General features: G+C 64.8%; 13 protein-coding genes. 5 read left to right on the forward strand and 8 right to left on the reverse strand.

What is annotated here, in order from left to right:
* Positions 1–69 precede the first annotated feature (69 nt).
* From pdeM to HV765_RS15295, 4 genes are read right to left on the reverse strand one after another with little or no spacing between them, the layout of a single operon-like run.
* On the reverse strand, positions 70–753 hold the full coding sequence (gene pdeM / locus HV765_RS15280) for a ligase-associated DNA damage response endonuclease PdeM (protein ID WP_175170215.1): 684 nt from the start codon (positions 751–753) through the stop codon (positions 70–72).
* Positions 737–3,199, reverse strand: coding sequence for a ligase-associated DNA damage response DEXH box helicase (locus HV765_RS15285; protein WP_175170216.1), 2,463 nt, complete (start codon positions 3,197–3,199; stop codon positions 737–739). Before HV765_RS15285 ends, pdeM begins: the two co-directional genes overlap by 17 nt.
* A complete protein-coding gene (locus tag HV765_RS15290) occupies positions 3,196–4,800 on the reverse strand; it encodes an ATP-dependent DNA ligase (protein WP_175170217.1) in 1,605 nt (534 codons plus the stop codon). The genes HV765_RS15285 and HV765_RS15290 overlap by 4 nt, the downstream gene beginning before the upstream one ends.
* A gap of 36 nt (positions 4,801–4,836) precedes the next feature.
* On the reverse strand, positions 4,837–5,841 hold the full coding sequence (locus HV765_RS15295) for a ligase-associated DNA damage response exonuclease (RefSeq protein ID WP_175170218.1): 1,005 nt from the start codon (positions 5,839–5,841) through the stop codon (positions 4,837–4,839).
* A gap of 12 nt (positions 5,842–5,853) precedes the next feature.
* Here HV765_RS15295 and HV765_RS15300 point away from each other — a divergent pair, with 12 nt between their 5' ends.
* The 3 genes from HV765_RS15300 to HV765_RS15310 all read left to right on the forward strand — a co-directional run bounded on the left by HV765_RS15300 (position 5,854) and on the right by HV765_RS15310 (position 10,904).
* Positions 5,854–6,039 (forward strand): hypothetical protein, encoded by a 186-nt coding sequence (locus HV765_RS15300; protein WP_175170219.1) that lies wholly within the window; start codon positions 5,854–5,856, stop codon positions 6,037–6,039.
* Positions 6,040–6,041: 2 nt separating this feature from the next.
* Positions 6,042–10,313 carry a response regulator gene (locus HV765_RS15305; protein ID WP_254600590.1) on the forward strand — a complete coding sequence of 1,424 codons (4,272 nt, stop codon included), beginning with the start codon at positions 6,042–6,044 and terminating at the stop codon, positions 10,311–10,313.
* Between the two features lie 168 nt (positions 10,314–10,481).
* The gene (locus tag HV765_RS15310; protein WP_156336530.1) at positions 10,482–10,904 is read left to right on the forward strand and encodes a hypothetical protein; all 423 of its coding nucleotides are present in this window, start codon (positions 10,482–10,484) and stop codon (positions 10,902–10,904) included.
* Here the strand turns inward: HV765_RS15310 and HV765_RS15315 are convergent.
* From HV765_RS15315 to HV765_RS15325, 3 genes are read right to left on the reverse strand one after another with little or no spacing between them, the layout of a single operon-like run.
* The gene (locus tag HV765_RS15315; RefSeq protein ID WP_175170220.1) at positions 10,889–12,136 is read right to left on the reverse strand and encodes a hypothetical protein; all 1,248 of its coding nucleotides are present in this window, start codon (positions 12,134–12,136) and stop codon (positions 10,889–10,891) included. The two genes, HV765_RS15310 and HV765_RS15315, sit on opposite strands and share 16 nt — an antisense overlap.
* A gap of 60 nt (positions 12,137–12,196) precedes the next feature.
* Complete coding sequence (locus HV765_RS15320) at positions 12,197–12,565, reverse strand: hypothetical protein (RefSeq protein WP_054423024.1); 369 nt, start codon at positions 12,563–12,565, stop codon at positions 12,197–12,199.
* On the reverse strand, positions 12,562–13,566 hold the full coding sequence (locus HV765_RS15325; protein WP_175170221.1) for a polymorphic toxin type 44 domain-containing protein: 1,005 nt from the start codon (positions 13,564–13,566) through the stop codon (positions 12,562–12,564). The genes HV765_RS15320 and HV765_RS15325 overlap by 4 nt, the downstream gene beginning before the upstream one ends.
* Positions 13,567–14,008: 442 nt before the next feature.
* On the opposite strand from HV765_RS15325, the gene HV765_RS15330 reads away from it, so the two are divergent.
* Both HV765_RS15330 and metE read left to right on the forward strand, forming a co-directional pair.
* The gene (locus HV765_RS15330) at positions 14,009–16,489 is read left to right on the forward strand and encodes a mechanosensitive ion channel domain-containing protein (protein ID WP_175170222.1); all 2,481 of its coding nucleotides are present in this window, start codon (positions 14,009–14,011) and stop codon (positions 16,487–16,489) included.
* Between the two features lie 235 nt (positions 16,490–16,724).
* Entirely contained in the window at positions 16,725–19,019 is a 2,295-nt protein-coding gene (gene metE / locus HV765_RS15335) for a 5-methyltetrahydropteroyltriglutamate--homocysteine S-methyltransferase (protein ID WP_175170223.1), read from the forward strand.
* 87 nt (positions 19,020–19,106) lie between these two features.
* On the opposite strand, the gene HV765_RS15340 is transcribed toward metE, so the two are convergent.
* Positions 19,107–19,643, reverse strand: a complete 537-nt coding sequence (locus tag HV765_RS15340) for a DUF1697 domain-containing protein (protein WP_175170224.1) — start codon at positions 19,641–19,643, stop codon at positions 19,107–19,109.
* Between the last annotated feature and the right edge of the window lie 27 nt (positions 19,644–19,670).

Here is a 19,670-nt window from a genome sequence, read left to right on the forward strand (position 1 = left end):
GGGGTGAGGTGTGCCCCGATACAGCAAGCCTCGTGCCCGAGGCAGAACCGCTGCTGCACGCGGAAGGAATCAGGGCGAGCCGGGCGAATCGGGCGGGATGCGCCCCAACGGCACCGCAGCGCCCTCCACGCACGCCACCAGCCCCGCGCCTGGCTCCCAGCCCACTGCATGCCCGCCCGTGAAATCCGAGAAGGCCGGCAGCACCGTGATACCCGGCCGCATCCAAAACGCCGGCCAACTGCGCGGCACACCGGGAATGCGCGTCTTGGGATGCACGTGACCCGCAATCACATGTCGGCCTTGCGAATCAGGCTGCGGCAGATGGCGAAACAGGAACGGGCCATCGGCTTGCGCCTCGCCCAATTCGCGCATGCCCAACGCCGCGCCATCCAACGCGCGGTCGTGATTGCCCGTCAGTACCGCCACGTCCAGCGCCGCGTGCGCCTGCCGCCACTGCAACCATGCGTCACGCCAGGCGGCTTGCGACGCCGGGCCATGCAGCACGTCACCCACAATCCACAATTCGCGCGCCGCCGTCGCCAAGACCAATGCCGCCAGACGCTGCAAGTCTTCCTGCGTCGCGCCGCGTGGCACGGCGATGCCCGCGCGGCGGAACACATGGCTTTTCCCCAGGTGCAAGTCCGCGATGATCAACCGCGAACGCGCGGGCCAGAACAGGGCGCGCTCGCCCAGCAACACGACGGCCTCACCCGCCAGCACGATGTTCAACGCACCCTCACGCGATTCGGGCATAGCGCTTTTCCAGTTGTTCGGCGGCGCGGCGCACGCGGGCCTGCCAGGTCTCGGTGCTGAGCTGGCCGCGCAGGCTTTCCGTCCACAGCGGAAACGACAACGGCGTCAACGCGCGCGGTTCCGTCAGCGCCAGCGTTCGCGCCTGGCAATCGCGCAACGCCGCGATCAGACGCGGCGCTTCCAGCTGCAATTCGAAGACCTCGCGCTCCGCCTGCGCCAGCAATAAGTGGTCGGGATCATAGCGGCGTAATACGTCGTAGAGCAGACCACTGGACGCTTGCACCTGCCGCAACGAACGCGCGGCGCGGCCCGGCAAGGATGGTGTCAACAGGCCGGCGACCCGTGCAATTTCGCGGAACTGGCGGCGCGCCAGTTCGCCCAGGTTGACGCCATCACGCAAGTCATCCGCCATGTCATCCGGGCTGAGCAATTGCCGCAGCAAGGCGCCATCCAGCGCAGCCGGTTCGGCCAGCGTCAGCATCAGGCCGTAGTCATTGACGGTGTAGGAAAACGTGTTCGCCTGCCGCCTGCCCCAACGCAACGCGAGCATTGCCGCCATGCCTTCGTGCACCGCCCGGCCCGCAAATGGGAACAGGAACAGATGCATGCCGCGCCGCGTGCCGATGCGTTCGGCCACCAGACGCCCGGGTTGCGGCAACGCGCTGGCCTGCTCCTGAATGCGCAGCAGCGGCTCGACGGCGCGCATTTCAGGGTGCGCGCCGGGCTCGGTATACAGGCTTTGCACTTCGCGCGCCAATTGCGTGGACAAGGGCATGCGCCCGCCCTGCCAGGTGGCAACCGGCCCATCGCCGCCCTTGGCCCGCCGAACGTAAGCCGTCATGCCTTCCAGCCTGACGAGTTCCAGCGTGCGGCCCGCGAACTGAAAGCGGTCGCCCGGACGCAGACGCGCCAGAAACCCCTCTTCCACCGACCCCAGGCTGCCGCCGCGCAAGTACTTCACCGACACCGCCCCATCGGCGGTGATGGTGCCAATGGACAAGCGATGGCGCAACGCAATGCGACGGTCATGCACGCGGTAGCAGCCGTCGTCATCGCGCACCACGCGATGAAAGTCGGGGTACTTGGCCAGCGCCCGGCCGCCTTGCACAATGAAGTCCAGCACGGCTTGCCACGTTGCCGCGTCCAGCCCGGCGTACGCGTGCGTGCCGCGCACTTCCTGGTACAGCTCGTCCCGGTCGAAGCCCCCGCCCAGCGCCAGCGTCACCGCATGTTGCGCCAGCACGTCCAGGCTGCCCTGCGGCGGCGTGCGCGATTCGATTTCGCCACGCGCGATGGCCTGACGTGCGGCGGCATATTCAATCAGCTCCAACGCCTGCGCCGGCACGCAGATGACGTGGCCCGATTCACCCGGCCGATGTTTGGCGCGCCCGGCGCGTTGCAGCAGGCGCGCGACACCTTTGGGGCTGCCAATCTGCAACACCTGATCCACGGCGGGAAAGTCCACGCCCAGATCCAGGCTGGACGTCGCCACCACGCAGCGGATGGCGCCATCGCGCAAGCCTTGCTCAGCCGCCGCACGCAGGCGGGGGTCCAGCGAGCCGTGGTGCAGCGCCAGCGTGGACAAGTCTTCCGGCCAGATGGATTCCAGCGCCCGATGCCATAACTCCGCCTGCGCGCGCGTGTTCGTAAACAGCAACGACGCGCGCACATCGAACAAGCGCTTGAACACGCGCGGCAACTGCGACAAGCCCAGATGCCCCGCCCACGGCAAGCTGGCGTTGCGCTCGGGCAGCAAGGTCGTGACGGTAATCTTGCGGGGCCGTGCACCCGCCACCAGCGGGCTGTCCGGCGCGCGGGGCAGCAACACCGCACGCGCTTCTTCCAGGTTTCCCAAGGTGGCCGACAAGCCCCACGTGCGCGCGGCCGGAGACAAACGCGCCAGCCGCGCCAGACACAGCTGCAACAGCACGCCACGCTTGTTGCCCAGCAGCTCGTGCCATTCATCGACGACGATGCAGCGCAACGCCCGAAAACGGCTGGACGCGTCCGCGTAGGACAGCAGCAACGCCAACGACTCGGGCGTGATCACCAACACCTGCGCCTTGCCCTGGCGAGCCAGCCGTTTGTCGCGCGCGCTGGCGTCGCCGGTGCGCATGGCGACGGCCCAATCCAGGCCCAGTTCCGCTGACGTTTGCGCCAACGCGCGTGCGGTATCCGTCGCCAGTGCGCGCAACGGGGTTATCCACAGCACCTGCGGCCCGCTGCCCGCCGCGGGCGGCTCGTCGCGTTGTTGCGCCAACGCTTCCAGCAAGGGTCCGCCAAACGCCGCAAGCGTTTTACCGCTGCCGGTGGGCGTGTGCAGCAGGCCCGATTCGCCGGCCAGATAGCGCCGCCAGGTCTCACGCTGAAACGCCGCAGGCTTCCAGCCGCGCGCGGCAAACCATGCGTTCAGCGGCGCATCGCGGCCCCGTGGCCCGGCACTCATCGCGCCAACGCCTTCAGCGTGTCCAGCTGATCCGCCTGATCGGCCGGCTTGTCATGGCGCCAACGCAGAATGCGCGGAAAGCGCACGGCCACGCCGGACTTGTGGCGCTTGGACAGGTTGACGCCCTCAAAGCCCAGCTCAAAAACCTGCACAGGTTCCACCGAGCGCACTGGGCCGAAGCGCTCACGCGTGTGCGCACGCAGCCAGCGGTCCAGCTCCAGAATTTCCTTGTCATCCAAACCGGAATACGCCTTGGCGATGGGCACCAGCGCATCGCCCTGCCACAGCCCGAAGGTGTAATCGGTGTACAGCGTGCTGCGCCGGCCATGGCCAGACTGCGCATACAGCAGCACGGCGTCGATGGTGAGCGGGTCGATCTTCCATTTCCACCAATCCCCGCGCCGCCGGCCGCTTTGATACGCCGCGTTGCGGCGCTTCAGCATGAAGCCTTCGACGCCGCGCTCGCGGGATTCGTCGCGCAACGCTCGGGCCTCGTCCCAGTTCTCCAGGTTCACAAGCGGCGACAGGCGCAGGCGCGGGTCAGGATGCCGCAGCAACAGCGCTTCTAATTGGCGGCGGCGTTCGGCCTGCGGCAGGTCGCGCAGATCAGTGCCGTTCAGCTCCAGCAAGTCGTACGCCAGCATGCGCACCGGTGCCTCGGCCAGCCATTTTGGCCCGGGCTTCAAGCGCTGAATGCGGGTCTGCAAGGCCGAGAACGGCATGGGCTCGGCGGTGTCATCCTGCCAAGCCAGCAGCTCGCCATCCAGCACGCAGTCCACATCCAGCGCAGCGGCGGCGGACTCCACTTCGGGGAAACGGCCATCCAGCCGCTCCTCACCCCGCGACCACAACGCCACCTCACCGTGACGCCGGATCAACTGCGCGCGGATGCCGTCCCACTTCCATTCCACCAGCCAGTCGTCGATGGCCCCGAGCGCGGCGAGCGCACCTTCCAGCGGCGACGCCAGAAAGAAAGGGTACGGCTGTTGACGGTCACCCGGCAGTTCTTCAGCGCTAAGCAGATCGCGCAGGAACGCGGGGCTGGGCGCCCAGGCGCCCAGCATGCGCTGCGCGATGCGCGCAATCGGCACGCCCGACATTTCCGCCAGCGCCTGTTGCACCATGCGTTGCGACACGCCCACGCGTAGCGCACCAGTCAAGAGCTTGTTGAAGACCAGACGTTCGTCGAAGGGCAAGCCCAGCCAGGCATTGACGATGACATCGCGGCGCTCGGCCTCGTCGCGATTGGCGATGGGCACCAGCACCTCTTCAATCCAGTCGGCCAGCCCGCGTTCGGGTGCAGCTTGGGTGGGGTCGGGAATCAGCAACGCCAAAGTTTCCGCCAGATCGCCCACCTGGTCGTAGCTGGCATCGACCAGCCACGGCGCAGTATCGGACGCAGTGGCTGCCCATGCGCGCATTTCACCGACCGCCGCAATCTTGCGTCGCGCGCTGGTGACCTTGCCCCCCGCCAGCAGATACAGCGCCCACACGGCGTCGCGCGGCGGCGCATCGCGGAAGTACGCCACCAGCGCCGCCCGCTTATCCAAGGTGGCCGTGCTGCGGTCCAGTTCCTGATACAACGCCGCGAATCGCTTCATGCTGGGGTCCGTCTCCCGGGGTGATGGTCAGCGCCGTCAGTCATCCTCGCCATACTGCGTGGCCAGCGTCTCGGCCGCCACGCCGCCTTCGTTCAACGTGCGTACCAGCGCGTCGGTATCGCCGTGCGTGGCAATCACGCGGCGCGCGCCGGTCTCGTGGATGGTGCGCAGCAGATCCGGCCAATCCGCGTGGTCAGACACCACAAAGCCACGGTCCATGTTGCGACGGCGGCGGTTGCCGCGCAGCCGCATCCAGCCCGACGCAAAGCCGTGCTGCGCCTTGCGAAAGCGCCGCAGCCACGCACTGCCGGCCGCCGATGGCGGCGCCAGGATCAGCTCCCCAGCAAACCCCGTGCCTGCCGCCGCCGACTTGCCGCCGTCTTCCATGACGAGCCGGGTGTCGGCCATGCCGATGCCTGCGCGGCGGTACACGTCCACCCCGGCCGCAATGGCGCCGTGCAAAAACACCGGCCGGTCGATAACAGGCTTCAGCTCGGCCAACACGCGCTGCGCCTTGCCCAGCGCGTAGCAATACAAGATGGCGGCCTCGCCGCGCGCGGCGCAGTGGTCGCGCCATTGCACGATGTCACGCGCCACATCGGCGGCGCTGGGCCAGCGGTAGATCGGCAGGCCGAAGGTCGCCTCGGTGATGAAGGTGTCGCAGGGGACCACTTCGAAGGGGCTGCACGTGGGGTCGGGCTGCCGCTTGTAATCGCCAGACACGACCCAGACCTGGCCGTCTGCCTCGATGCGCACTTGCGCCGATCCCAACACATGGCCGGCCGGATGCAGCGACACCCGCGCGTCGCCCAGCACAAAGGCTTCGCCATACCCATGCACGCGATAGTCCTGGTCGCCCAGGCGCCATTGCAAAATGGGCAGCCCTTCGGCGCTGGTGTGATAGCAGCCCATGCCCACGCGGGCGTGGTCGCCGTGGCCGTGGGTCAGCACGGCCACGTCAACGGGACGCCAGGGGTCGATATAGAACCGCCCGGCGGGGCAATACAGCCCTTCCGGACGCAATTGCACGATGTCACGCATGGCTTGCTCCCGATGCACCGCAGCAAACGCCGCAGCCAGTGGAAAAAACGTTATACCGCGAAGCCGCCGAAACCTTCCGACGTGGAAATTAAAGTTCGGTTTCAGACGCCAAACGGGATAACAAGTAGCGTCGAAATCGCAACTTTCATGCCGAGCGGCCGCGCGCCATTCGGCCAGGCCACCGACAAAAGGATCTGAACGTGCCCGACCATCCGCCCGCCTCCGCCGAAGCGGACCCCCTGGCTTTTCTTGCCGGCGGCGGCCAGACCGGCGCGCTCATCCGCGCCCACGATTGGGCGGGGTCGGAGCTGGGTTCACCGGAAGGCTGGCCGCTAAGTTTGAAGACGGCGCTTCGGATCATGCTGACCGCGCGCCAGCCTATTTGGATCGGGTGGGGGCCGGACCTGCTGTTCTTCTATAACGATCCTTATCTGTCCATCATCGGCGGCAGGCATCCGGCCGCCATGGCGCAACCGACGCGCCTCGTGTGGCACGAAATCTGGCCGTACATCGAGCCGCTCTTGCAAACCGCCATGGCGGACGCGGAAGGCACTTACGAAGAGCGCAAGCTGCTCATCATGGAACGCAACGGGTATCCCGAGGAAACCTACTACACGTTTTCGTTCAGCCCCGTGCCGGGCGACGACGGCGTCACCCGCGGCATCATCTGCGTCAACAGCGACGAAACCCGCCGCGTCATCGCTGACCGCCAGCAGAACCTGCTGCGCGAATTGGCGATTGCCATGCCGCAGTCAGCCACGTGGCGCCAGGCCTGCGCGCTCAGCGCCCAGGCCTTTGCCGCCAACGCATACGACATCCCTTTCGCCATGCTCTACGCCGTGGACTCGGGCACCGGCACGGCCGAGCTGGTGGGCGCCTACGGCATCGAGCCCGACGGCCCCGGCGCGCCACAGACGCTGCCGCTGGACGGCGGCGCGTGGCCCTGCGGCGAGGCGCTACGCGCGGGCGCGCTGCTGCTGGTCGACGACCTGGCCGCTCAGGTCGGCGGGCAGCTTCCCAATACGGTATGGGACCGGCCCGCCGCCCAAGCGGTGCTGATCCCCATCCTGCCCTCCAGCGAAGGCGAACCCGCCTGCCTGCTAATCAGCGCGCTCAATCCGCTGCGCCTGTTCACGGACGACTACCGCGAATTCCTGACGCTCGCCGCGGCGCAGATCGGCGCGTCAATCCGCTACGCCCGCGCCTACGAACACGAACGCGCGCGGGCGCAGGCGCTGGCCGAAGTGGATCACGCCAAGACTGCATTCTTCTCGAACATCAGCCACGAATTCCGCACGCCGCTTACCTTGATGCTGGCGCCGCTGGAAGACATGCTGACCGACCCCGACATGCCGCCCCGCCTGCAAGGCGCGATGGAGATGGCGAACCGCAACGGCCAGCGCCTGCTCAAGCTCGTCAACACGCTGCTGGACTTCTCGCGCATCGAGGCGGGCCGCGTGAAGCTGGACCTGCGCGCCACCGAGATCTCTGCGTTCACCGCGGACCTGGCCTCGCTGTTTCAGTCATCGCTTGAAAAGGCCGGGCTGACGCTGGACGTAGACTGCCCGCCCCTGCCACGCGCCGTCATGCTAGACCGCGATATGTGGGAAAAGGTGATCCTGAACCTGCTGTCCAACGCGTACAAATTCACGTATCGGGGCGGCGTGCGGATTGCGTCCAGCGTGTCGCCCGATGGCGAAACCGCCGTCGTGGAAATTTCCGATACGGGCATGGGCATTCCCGAAAGCGAATTGCCGCGCGTGTTCGACCGCTTTCATCAGGTGGAAGGCGTGCATGGCCGCAGCATCGAGGGCAGCGGCATCGGGCTGGCGCTGGTCCAGGAATTCATGCGCTTGCAAAACGGATCGGTCGCTGTCGCCAGCACACCGGGCGTCGGCACGACCTTCACGCTGCGCCTGCCGCTGGGGCCGGCGCTGGACATCGCAGCGGCATCAAGCGCCATCGCCCCTGGCGTGACGCACGCGCTGTCACGCAACTACATCGATGCGGCCGATTGGGACGCGCCGGCGCTGGACGACACGGCGCTCTCCCCGACTCAGACTCAGACTCAAACCCAGACCCAGACCGATCACCTGGGCACGATTCTGGTTGTGGACGACAACGACGACATGCGCGCCTACATCTGCCGCGTGCTGCGTACCGCGCACTACCGTATCCACACCGCCAAGGATGGTGAAGCCGCGCTTGCCCACGTGCGCCAACACCGGCCCGATCTGGTGTTGTCCGACGTCATGATGCCGCGGCTGAACGGCTTCGGCCTGCTTGCCGCGCTGCGCCAAGACGCCGCGCTGCGCACCATACCCGTGCTGCTGCTGTCCGCACGCGCGGGCGAAGAAGCCTCGGTCGAAGGCTTGCGCGCGGGCGCTGACGATTATCTGATCAAGCCCTTTTCCGCGCGCGAATTGCTGGCGCGCGTCAGCAGCAGCCTGCGCCTGAACGCGCTGCGCCAAGAAACGGAAAGGCGTCTGGCTGAAGAAGCCCGCACGCTTGAGCTGCGCGTGAATCAGGCCATCGCCGAGCGCGACCGCTTGTGGGAACACAGCGACGATCTCTTCGTCATTGCCGATAGCCAAGGGCGGATGCTGCGGCTGAACCCGTCCTGGACGCGGCGCCTGGGCCATCCCGACACGGCACTGGTGTTCCAGCGATACGACGCCCTGCTCCATCCTGACGACCTTGCCCAAGCGCAGGCGCAGTTTCATGCGCTGCGCGGGGGCACGCGCAGCCTGCGGGCCGAGCACCGGCTGCGCACGGCAGATGACGAATGGCGGTGGATGGCGTGGATGTGGTCGTTCGACGCCGAGTCGGACAGCATTCACGGCGTGGGCCGCGACATCACCGCTGACAAGGTATCCGCACAAACACTGCACGAAACCGAAGAGGCGCTGCGCATGGCGCAGAAGATGGAAGCGCTGGGCAAACTTACCGGCGGTGTCGCGCATGATTTCAACAACCTATTGCAGGTGATTGGCGGCAACCTCCAGTTGCTTAACCGCAGTCTGGCCGGTGATGAACGCGCCCAGCAACGCACGCGCAACGCCATGGCCGGCGTTGAGCGCGGCGCGAAGCTGGCGTCGCAACTGCTGGCGTTCGGCAGGCGGCAGCCGCTGGCGCCCAAGGTCGTCAACCTGGGCCGCTTCCTGCGCGGCTTTGACGACATGCTGCGCCGCGTGGTGGGCGACGGCGTCGAAGTGGAAACCGTGATTTCGGGTGGGCTGTGGAACACGCTCGTCGACCCTTACCAAGTCGAGAACGCGTTGCTCAACCTGGCGATCAACGCGCGCGACGCCATGGAGGGGCACGGCAAGCTCACCATCGAAGCCGGCAACGCACAGCTGGATGACGACTACGCCGCGCGCCACGCCGAAGTGCGCGCCGGCCAGTACGTGATGCTGGCCGTCAGCGACACCGGCTGCGGCATGGACAAGGAACTGGTGCTGCGCGCGTTCGAACCCTTCTTCACCACCAAACCCGAAGGCCAAGGCACCGGGCTGGGCTTGAGCATGGTGTATGGCTTTGTCAGGCAGACGGGCGGCCACGTCAAGATCTATAGCGAACCCGGCATGGGCACGACGGTGCGCCTCTACCTGCCGCGTGCCAATCAGGCGGAAGACCAGATCACGGAATTGGATGCCAGCGACGCCGAGGGCGGCGATGAAACGGTGCTGGTGGTAGAAGACGATGAAGACGTGCGCACCACGGTCGTCGAGATGCTGACAGACCTGGGCTATCGCGTGCTGAAGGCCGCCGACGCGCAAAGCGCCATGTCCATCATCGAAAGCGGCGTCAACGTCGACCTGCTGTTCACCGACGTCGTCATGCCCGGCCCCTTGCGCAGCCGCGACGTTGCGCTGCGCGCCCGCGCGCGCCTGCCCCGGCTGGCCGTGCTGTTCACGTCCGGCTACGCCGACAACGCCATCGTCCACGGCGGACGGCTGGATGAAGGCATCGAGCTGCTGTCCAAGCCCTACACCGCCGCCACGCTGGCGCGCAAACTGCGCCAGGTGCTGCGCGCACGGCCGCAGGCTTCGGGTTTGCGTTCAGACACCGCCCTGCCCACCACCGCATTGGCAAAGCGCGTGCTGCTGGTGGAAGACATGGAGGCCGTGCGCCTGACCACCGAAGAAATCCTGGGCAGCCTCGGACATGAGGTGATACATGCCGCAACCGCTGCACAGGCAAGCGAACAGTTATTGCAGCACCATATCGACATCCTGCTTACGGACGTCGGGTTGCCTGATGGCTCGGGCATCGACCTTGCGGTCTGGGCGCGCACCCGCCAGCCAACGCTGGCGGTCGTGTTCTCGTCGGGGCGCGACGTGCTGGCCGACGCCAGTACCCGCGCGGGTTTGAACGGTGCGCATCAATTGCTCAAGCCCTACAGTCCGCAGCAGCTCGAACGCGTCTTCGCGATGCTGGTGCAACCTGCCGGCCATGCGGGACGCGGGTAACGCGTCATCCCTTTCCAAGGAGTCTGCATGCGAACCAAACACATCCTGACCCTCGTCGTACTTGTCGTCGCCGTATCGCTTGCGCTGTCGCTGGTGCCTTGGTAGCGGCAACCTGCTGGCGGCGATGGGGGATGCTATAAGTGCAGCGGCAAATCGACAGGAGCCACGGTGAACGTGACATTGAACGGAAGAATGGGCGGCCCGGAAACCGGCGTTCGGTGCCTGGCCGCCATCGTCATGCTTCGCCCGAAGCTGAAGGCCGCGCTGGCGCCCCTTGCCGTGCCGGGATTGGCAACGCTGGACATCACACTATGGCTGGGCGGCAGCATTTCGGCGTGCGCCGGGCCGGGCGTTGAGGCGTCGGCGAAGTACTACGCCAAGAAAGAAACGCTGGACGTGGTCATCAGCGTGCCGCGCGCGGAGGTCGCCGCGATGGGCGACGCCGCTACGCCGGAGGCCATCGCGGCCTGCGTCGCGCAAGGACTGGAGCAGATGCCGCTGTCCGCCGCCGCTCGGGCGTTGGACCTGCAAGCGATGCGCGAGGCGATCCGCGAGGTGATCCCGCCCGTGGCCCGTCAAGCCGGATCGTAATGCGCCAATAACCTTGCAACGGCATCGCGCAACGCGAGCTTGATCATGCACGCCTCGGGGTCGTCATCATCGGGCTGGGCATTGCGCACGTGGCGGTCACGCACGGGTGCGCTCAGGTGCATCACCTGCAACGCGGCCGGCCCACCCGCGCGCGGCTGCGTCGCGCTGACGCGAACCGTTTCCGAATGATCAATCTGCCGCACAAGCTCGCGCCCGCCCTCGGCCGTCTCGGAATACTGCGCATGGTTGGAAGGGCTGGGGCCGAATCGCGCGGAAAGTTGCGCCGGCCCGGCGTGGCGCAGCACGGCCGACAGTGTCTCCATGGCCTGTTCAAGTTCGGCCGCGAAACCGTCGTAGACCGCATCGATTGCATCGCGCGGCCGCAGCAACGTCTGTGCATCGGATAGCTCGTCCAGGCGCTCGACGAGCCGTGCAGATCCGCGTGCGTCACGGCGCAGCCAGCGCGGGGCCACAATGGCTTCCAGCGCGTGCGTGGGCGGATAAAAGCGATAACTGCGCCCCTGCCGCGTCATGATGCGGCTGCGATGACGGTCGGCGTCATCAGTCGCCAGCAGATTGATCAGCGGTGGGTCGGTGCAGGCCACGTCATTCCCCGCACCGATCAAACAGTCCGCATGCAAAGCGCCGCGCACCAGCACCTGACAACGATAGTGTCTGCACAACAGCGCCGACACGTTCAAGCCTTCCGTGAAGGCGTGCTGCCCCGCAGACAACACCATCAAGCCGGCGCGCGCCGGCCCCAGCACGGCGAACATCACGCCGTCTTCCACGCGCACGACTTCCGCATTCAACCCCGCCGTGTACGCCCATCCTGCAATCTGCAACGACGGATGGTCGGGCAGTTGCGCCGGCAATTCCAACGCCAGCGCCGTGACAGTCGCGTCAGCCACCAGCACCACCCACTGTTTGCCATCACTGACTGGCCGCAACGCCATCGCGGCGTCGTCCAGCAAGTGGTAGTACGGCGCCTTGTCGGTATCGCGAACCCGGCCCAGCAGCGACTGCGCATCCGCGAGATTCAATACGCGGTATGTCTGGCCTTGCCAGGTCACGTGATCCACAACCGGCGCTTGCCGCGCACGCGCGTTCCATGCCTGCTGGGCGTTGGCTTGCACAAGCAGCGCCGCCTGCTGCTCGTCCGCCTGTTCCAACCGCTGGGAACGTTGCTGCTCGCGCCAGCGTTTGCGGGGGTCTGCTTCAGGCTTGTTCATCGTCGATTGGGTGATGGCTTGGTGAAATGGCGGTGTGGCGCAGGTGCGCAATAGTGCGGATCAAAAACGAGCAAAGAATCCGTCGTGGACTTCCGTTCGTTCTATCTTTGCCCCTGGCCCGATAAACACATCGATGCGGCTGAAGGGTTTTGTGATCTCTAGGGCGTCATTGCTGTCACGCGGGAACGTTAGCAGAATCCACATATCAGGTTTAGGGAACATGGCAGTAAGGTATTCGACAGACTCACCTGGACTTAAGCCCCGCTTGGAGATGGCATGATTGTCGTTAAAAAAGTAGCCAATGCGCTCGGTGGCTTCTTTCGAATAGTGCAGGGCCACAACAGGTCGGCAGAAGTAAACAAACATGATCCACAGCAGCGGCGTCAGGAGGGCAATAATGCCCATCCATTTCAGAATTCGAATTTTCATTTCTTTCTGAGCTTCCGGTCACAGTTATGCGGCTCCTTCGCAAAATCTTCCCCCGTGCCCCATGGTGCGGGTACAGAGCTAATCAGCTCGAGCAGCGTATCAACCGTCAACGCGTGAGGCTTTACGTGGCCGTGCAGTTCGGCTCCTACTTTGATCGATATGTGATCCGGGACATCATCAGCGCTTGCCGGCCATGACCCGTTCTCCGGATGATGCTGCAGCCGCTTGCCTGTCCACTTGTCGTGCAATGCCTGAGCCAAGCCAGCCCCATTTATCATTTCTGCTGAACTGAAGCCAAGGGCTACGCCCACATAGCCATAATGAATGTTCGACCAAATATCGTAGAAATAGTCGAACTCGCCGTACTTATTCCATCCGTCATTAAAGTCTGCCCCAAGCATCCTTTGCAGATGGGGCTTATGGTCCCAAGGCTGACCCGGCCCGACGATATCCGCCCACAACGCATACGCGGCAAGCTTGCGCTCGACCACTGCCTCGGAATAGCTCTTTCCCGCCGTCGCTCTTGCATACCAGGGAAGCGCTTCGCGCTGCTGAACGTGGGCGGCCAGATCGTAGTGGTTTGCGTCATAGATCTCACGCCCACGAATCGAGAACGGATTTGTTTTCATCTCACGGGCCATGTATTCGGCGATGCCGAGCACGGTGTCGGGGTGATTGCATGGCGTATGTCGCGTAGGGTTCCATCGCGGTTGACTCGCAAACTCTCCTGGACCGGGTTCCAAGAACGCGATGCCTTGGCTGGCAATCAACGTCGCGCCACATGACGTTCGCATCCCATCAACCGCCAGCGCAATACCATCGACAGTGAAGGCAGCCACGCCCTGCACGATCGGGAACGTCCCCTCACACTTGGGGCAGTTCACCAGATGGCCCAGACCCGCCGCAAGCCGGCCGTCAATGGTGTATTGGTCAACGCCCTGCAAAACGATTCCGCCATGGGTGGTGCTGTCGCCCATCCGAACAATAGGAAGGCCGGCCATGTTCGCTCCTGATGTGAAGTCGTGCCGAGTCTACTTAGGGAAACAGATGTCCCGCTGACCCCACCACCAAGAATCAGACGATTACCAAACCCAGCGGCGCAAACCCGCACGTTGACGCCGCTTCAAACCAATTTCACAGATGGCCATCAATATTTCAGACTGCAAATTCTCACTTCAAAATGCAGCCCAGCATCGTCCTTGAAGACTCGAGCAACGCCCCGCCTGAACCGGCTGCCAGCATCACAAGGCTTTATCATCAACCCCGTAGCGACTCTGCGGCCGCGCTCCAGCGCCGCGTTTTTGCCTTGATCGTAGAGGAGATTTATTAGTGGTTCGATCCGCAACGACAGCATCCCATTCTTTCCCGCCCCTGCACCATGCCGCCCATTTTTGGCGGCGACGACGGGAAAGGCCCTGGCTGGCGGCCTTGTTGCTGGCGGTGATGCTGAGTTGCTTGTCGTTCGTGTGGCAGGCGCAAGCCGTGGCGGCGAATCCGTTGGCGCCGCAGCAGCCTGCCGCGGCAGCGACTGCGCTGACGCCCGCCGCGTTGGCGGATCTGCTGGAGAACCCCGAGGCGCGCAAGGCGCTGGTGGATGAATTGCGGGCGCAGGCATCTGGGGCCAAGCCCGCGCCTTCGCGCGCTGCCGCTGCGGCCGAGCCGCCTAAGAAAGCAGAAGCGCCAGGGCTACAGGAACGCATGGCGGATGGCGTGCAGCGCTTTCTGACCGGTGTGGCCGCGGACATGGGCCAGGGCGTGGACGACATGAGCGCGCTGGCATCGGGACGCAGCTTGCGCATGGACAGCGGCACCGCAAGCCGCGCGCTGATGCCTTTGTTGCTGGCCGCCGTCGCCACAATCATCGCCTTCATCCTGCTGCGCATGATCGCGATGCGCATCTACACGCGCATTGACCGCTGGGTGGCCGAGCATGGCTGCGAGACTGAAGCGGCGTCGGATGCTCGCGCGCCTGGAGCCATGCCAGACCCTGCGGCCACGCCCGTGCTTGCGCCCGCGTCCGTGCCCCCGATCATGACGACGGCTGCGCCACGCCCATCGTCCAAGCGCCGCTCACCCGCCTCCATGCGCGTGCTGGCGCGGCGCGCGGGCGCCATCATCGGCGCGGTGGCTATCGATGCGGGCGTCGTGCTGCTAGCTGCCATGGCGGGCGGCGCGGCCGCGTTGTGGAGCACGCCCGGACGCGGCACGCTCGACTCGCTGGCCTCCGTGTTCCTGCAAGCCTTCGTGGCGGTGGAAATCGTAAAAGTGCTGATCCGCACGGTGTTCGCCGTGCGCCATCCGCATCTGCGCCTGTTGCCCATGTCCGATGAACTGGCCAAGTACTGGAATGCGTGGCTGGTTCGCGTGGTTGCGGCGGCCGGTTACGGCACGCTGCTGATCGACCCCGTCATGTCCGCCGCGCTGTCGCCCGCGCTGGGGCGGCTGGCCAGCATGGTCATCATGCTGGCGGTGTACGTGTACGCCGTGCGCGTCATCTGGCAGAACCGCCATGCGGTGCGCGATCGTATGAACCGCCACGCCGCCACGGCGGCCACGTTCCTGGGGTCGCGGCTGCACTTTCTGTCGCGCATCTGGCACGTGCTGGGCATTGGCTACTTCACCATCCTGCTCATCGTCAGCCAGATCGACCCGCTGAACGCGCTGCCCTTCATGGCGCGTGCGACGGCGCAAACGCTGCTGGTCATCGGCGTGGGCAGCTTGTTGATTCTGCTGCTGAACACCGTGCTGTCCAAGCCTATCCGTTTGTCGGATGACCTGCGGCGGCGCCTGCCGCTGCTGGAGGCGCGCGTTAACGCCTACGTGCCGGCCATTCTGAAAGTGGTCGGCTGGATCATCCGCATTGTGGTTGTGCTGCTGATTCTGGATGCGTGGCATGCGTTCGACTTGTCGCGCTGGCTGGCCTCGGATGCGGGCGGCGCGGCCATCAGGATGGTGGTGAACATCGCCATCGTATTGTTGATCGCGGCGCTGGCCTGGACGGTCATCGCCAGCGTCATCGAGCACCGCCTGAGCCAGAGCGAGGGGCGCGGCATGCCCACCGCGCGCGAGCGCACGCTGCTGGCGCTGTTCCGCAACGCCGCGCTGATCGTCATTGTGACGATGACGTTGATGGTGCTGCTGTCGCAGATCGGCATCGACGTCGGGCCACTGATTGCAGGCGCGGGGGTGGTGGGCTTGGCCATTGGTTTTGGCGCGCAGAAGCTGGTGCAGGACATCATCACCGGTGTCTTCATCCAGCTTGAAAACGGCATGAACGAAAACGACGTGGTGCAAGTTGCGGGCGTGTTCGGCACGGTGGAGAAGATGACCATCCGCTCGGTAGGCATCCGCACGCTGGACGGCGGGTATCACCTGGTGCCGTTCTCGTCGGTGGATGTGGTGGCCAACCACATGCGCGATTTCTCGTATCACTTGGGTGAATACACCATCGCACATCGCGAAAGCGTGGACGACGCCATCGAGCATCTGCGCGCGGCCTTTGCCGAGCTGATGACCGACTCGGTGCTGGGGCCTGAAATCCTGGAAGAGATGACGGTGGCCGGCGTCACGGCTGTCAACGACAAGGGCGTGACCATCCGCATCCTGATCAAGACCACGCCCGGCATGCAATGGGCCGTGCAGCGCGGCTACAACCGGCTGTTGAAGAAGCACTTCGACGCCGCCGGCATCGAGCTGCCGTACCCGCACACGGTGGTGTATTTCGGGCAAGACAAGCGGGGTTACGCGCCGCCCGCCAACGTGACCTTGCAGCCCGACAGCCCCGACGAAGGCGAGGACGCCCGCGCTGCGGGCCACACGCGCCGCCGCCTGAAACCGGAAGCCAGCAACGACGATTCTTCCGAGGTGCTGGGCAACGAGCTCGAGGCGCGCGAAGAGGCAGAGGCAGACCCGGCGCGGACCTAAGCCGCCCAGATGGCGCTACCGCTCATTCCGATGGGCGAGCGCCATCTGCACAACGCGCGCCGCCAGCCGATTCGCACATCGGCTTCACGCACGCTCAGGAAAAGCGGTCAGGCGACGCCGCTTGCGTCCACTCACACATGCGCATAATTCATTGATTTATGAATTAATACCATTTTTATTCATAGATCAAGCATCCTACGATGGCAGCACTCTATCAATCGACAGGAGGGTCGTCGTGGCACGTTTTCATAATCTGGGTTTCCCCCGTATCGGCGCAAAGCGCGAATTGAAGTTCGCCCTTGAATCGTATTGGAAGGGGCTTTCAAGCCGCGACGAGCTCAAGGCCGTGGGCGCTGAGCAGCGCAAGATCAACTGGGCGCTGCAGTCGGCGCTGGATCTGGCGCCGGTGGGCGACTTCGCCTTTTATGACCAGGTGCTGGACATGAGCTTCACGCTGGGCAACCTGCCCAGCCGCGTCCAAGGCTTCCATGGCGACGTGCTGGACAACTATTTCCGCGTGGCCCGTGGCCGTTCGGCGCAAGGCGCCGAAGCGCACGCCGGCTGCTGCGGCGGCGTTGCCGCAGGCGAAATGACCAAGTGGTTCGACACCAACTACCACTACATCGTCCCGGAATTCAAGGCGGATACCGCGTTCAATCTGGACGCCTCGCGCCTGCTGGAGCAACTGGCCGAAGCCCGCGCGCAAGGCGTGAAAGCCAAGCCCGTCATCATCGGCCCGGTGACCTATCTTGCCTTGGGCAAGGCCAAGGATGATTCCGACAAGCTGGCGCTGCTGGATCGCCTGCTGCCGGTGTACGTGGAACTGCTGGCCAAGCTGGCCGAGGAAGGCGTCGAGTGGGTGCAAATCGACGAGCCCATCCTGGTGACGGAACTGGAAGCCGGCTGGGACGCCGCGTTCAAGAAGGCCTATCAGGCGCTGAACACGGGCAAGGTCAAGCTGCTGCTGGCCACCTACTTCGGCCAGCTGCAAAGCAACTTGCCGCTAGTTGCCAGCCTGCCGGTGCAAGGCGTGCACCTGGACGCCATCAATGCCCGCGACGAAGTCGATGCGCTGATCCGCGCCCTGCCCGCGCAAAGCGTGGTGTCGCTGGGCGTGATCAACGGCCGCAACATCTGGAAGACCGACCTGACCGCCGTGCTGAACTGGCTGGAACCGGTTGCCAAGCAACTGGGTGACCGCCTGTGGGTCGCGCCGTCATGCTCGCTGCTGCATGTGCCGGTGGATCTGGACAGCGAACAAAAGCTGGATGGCGAGATCAAGTCGTGGCTGTCGTACGCCAAGCAAAAGCTCGCCGAACTGTCGGTGCTGGCCACCGCATTGAACCAAGGCCTCGACGCCGTGCGCGCCGAACTGGCCGCCAATGCCGCCGCCGTTCACGCGCGCCGCAACTCGCCGCGCGTGAACAATCCTGCGGTCAAGGCCGCCATTGCCAAACTGGACGCCAAGCTGGGCCAGCGCAAGAACCCCTACGAAGTACGCGCCGCCAAGCAAGCCGAACTGCTGAAGCTGCCGGCGTTCCCCACCACCACCATCGGCTCGTTCCCGCAGACCGCTGAAATTCGCCACGCTCGCAGCGAATTCAAGGCAGGCCGCCTGGACGCCGCCGCCTACAAGACCGCCATGCAGGCTGAAATTGCCCGCTGCGTGAAGGAACAGGAAGCGCTGGACTTGGACGTGTTCGTGCACGGCGAAGCCGAGCGCAACGACATGGTCGAATACTTCGGCGAGCAGCTCGAAGGCTATGCCTTCAGCCAGTTCGGCTGGGTGCAATCGTATGGGTCGCGCTGCGTGAAGCCGCCGATTCTGTTTGGCGACATCAGCCGTCCGAAGGCCATGACGGTTGAGTGGATCAAGTACGCGCAATCGCTGACCACGAAGCCCATGAAGGGCATGCTGACCGGCCCCGTCACCATCCTGAACTGGTCGTTCGTGCGCGACGATCAGCCGCGTTCGGTGTCGTGCTACCAGCTGGCGCTGGCCATCCGCGAAGAAGTGCTGGACTTGGAAAAGGCCGGCATCAACGTGATCCAGATCGACGAAGCCGCCCTGCGCGAAGGCTTGCCGCTGCGCAAGGCGCAATGGCAGGAATACCTGGACTGGGCCGTGGAATCGTTCCGCATCACCGCCAACGGCGTGACGGACGACACGCAGATCCACACCCACATGTGCTATTCGGAGTTCAACGACATCATCAAGTCGATTGCCGACATGGATGCGGACGTGATCACCATCGAGACCAGCCGTTCGGACATGGAACTGCTGGACGCGTTCAAGAGCTTCGAGTACCCCAACGAAATCGGCCCGGGCGTGTATGACATCCATTCGCCGAACATTCCGAACGAGGAATACATGGTGAAGCTGATGAAGCTGGCGGCCGAACGCGTGCCCGCGGAACGCCTGTGGGTGAACCCGGACTGCGGCCTGAAGACCCGCCAATGGAGCGAAGTGCTGCCGGCGCTGACGAACATGGTGCAGGCGGCCAAGGCGCTGCGCGCCGCAGCGAACTGATCGCACACGCGGCTTTGCAGAAGTGAAAAACCCCGAGGCTTTGCGGCCTTGGGGGTTTTTTTGTGCATCCGCACTTATCCCTCGGGCTTATTCGCCAGCCGCGCTTAGCGCAATCAGCTTCGACATCGTGTTGAAGTTGCGCGTGGTGGCGGCCACCTTCAGCTTTCGTTCGATGAAATTGTTGTTAGCCTTCAGATCGCTGTATTTCGTGGCGCACAACACATAGGCCATGTCCCCCACCACTTGCACCTGATCCGGCGCGTGGCTCAGCCCGTGGAACGACGACAGCATGGCGCCTTCCGGTTGGGAGGCAAGCAGCGTGAAGTACAGCTTGGCGGGGTCTTCCCGCTTGAACGGGTTGTTTTCCAGCGCATCGATCAAATGGGACGGCGGCCGGGCCAAGACCTTGATATCGCCGCCAAACTGCTCGTGGATGACGCGATGCACCAGGTCTTCAACGGACGCCTGACCCAGCTTGGTGGACGCAATGACGTTGCCGCTTTGGATGTATGTGCGCACATTGTGCAAGCCCGCTGCCTCCAGCGCCTCACGCAGCGGCGCCATCAGCACCTTGTTCTTTCCCGTTGGCATCACCCCGCGCAACAGAATGATCGTTGTCTTCATGGTCCGGCATCTGGGTAAATTGCGATG

The sequence above is a fragment of the Achromobacter kerstersii genome, assembly GCF_902859595.1.
Classification (GTDB): Bacteria; Pseudomonadota; Gammaproteobacteria; order Burkholderiales; family Burkholderiaceae_B; genus Achromobacter; species Achromobacter kerstersii.

Bases quoted from the DNA above. Each gene is read 5' to 3' on its own strand.
- HV765_RS15340 (WP_175170224.1), bottom strand. From the start codon at position 19,643: ATGAAGACAACGATCATTCTGTTGCGCGGGGTGATGCCAACGGGAAAG.
- HV765_RS15325 (WP_175170221.1), bottom strand. From the start codon at position 13,566: ATGGCCGGCCTTCCTATTGTTCGGATGGGCGACAGCACCACCCATGGC.
- HV765_RS15330 (WP_175170222.1), top strand. From the start codon at position 14,009: ATGCTGAGTTGCTTGTCGTTCGTGTGGCAGGCGCAAGCCGTGGCGGCG.
- HV765_RS15320 (WP_054423024.1), bottom strand. From the start codon at position 12,565: ATGAAAATTCGAATTCTGAAATGGATGGGCATTATTGCCCTCCTGACG.
- pdeM (WP_175170215.1), bottom strand. From the start codon at position 753: ATGCCCGAATCGCGTGAGGGTGCGTTGAACATCGTGCTGGCGGGTGAG.
- HV765_RS15285 (WP_175170216.1), bottom strand. From the start codon at position 3,199: ATGAGTGCCGGGCCACGGGGCCGCGATGCGCCGCTGAACGCATGGTTT.
- HV765_RS15315 (WP_175170220.1), bottom strand. From the start codon at position 12,136: ATGAACAAGCCTGAAGCAGACCCCCGCAAACGCTGGCGCGAGCAGCAA.
- HV765_RS15290 (WP_175170217.1), bottom strand. From the start codon at position 4,800: ATGAAGCGATTCGCGGCGTTGTATCAGGAACTGGACCGCAGCACGGCC.
- HV765_RS15295 (WP_175170218.1), bottom strand. From the start codon at position 5,841: ATGCGTGACATCGTGCAATTGCGTCCGGAAGGGCTGTATTGCCCCGCC.
- HV765_RS15300 (WP_175170219.1), top strand. From the start codon at position 5,854: ATGCACCGCAGCAAACGCCGCAGCCAGTGGAAAAAACGTTATACCGCG.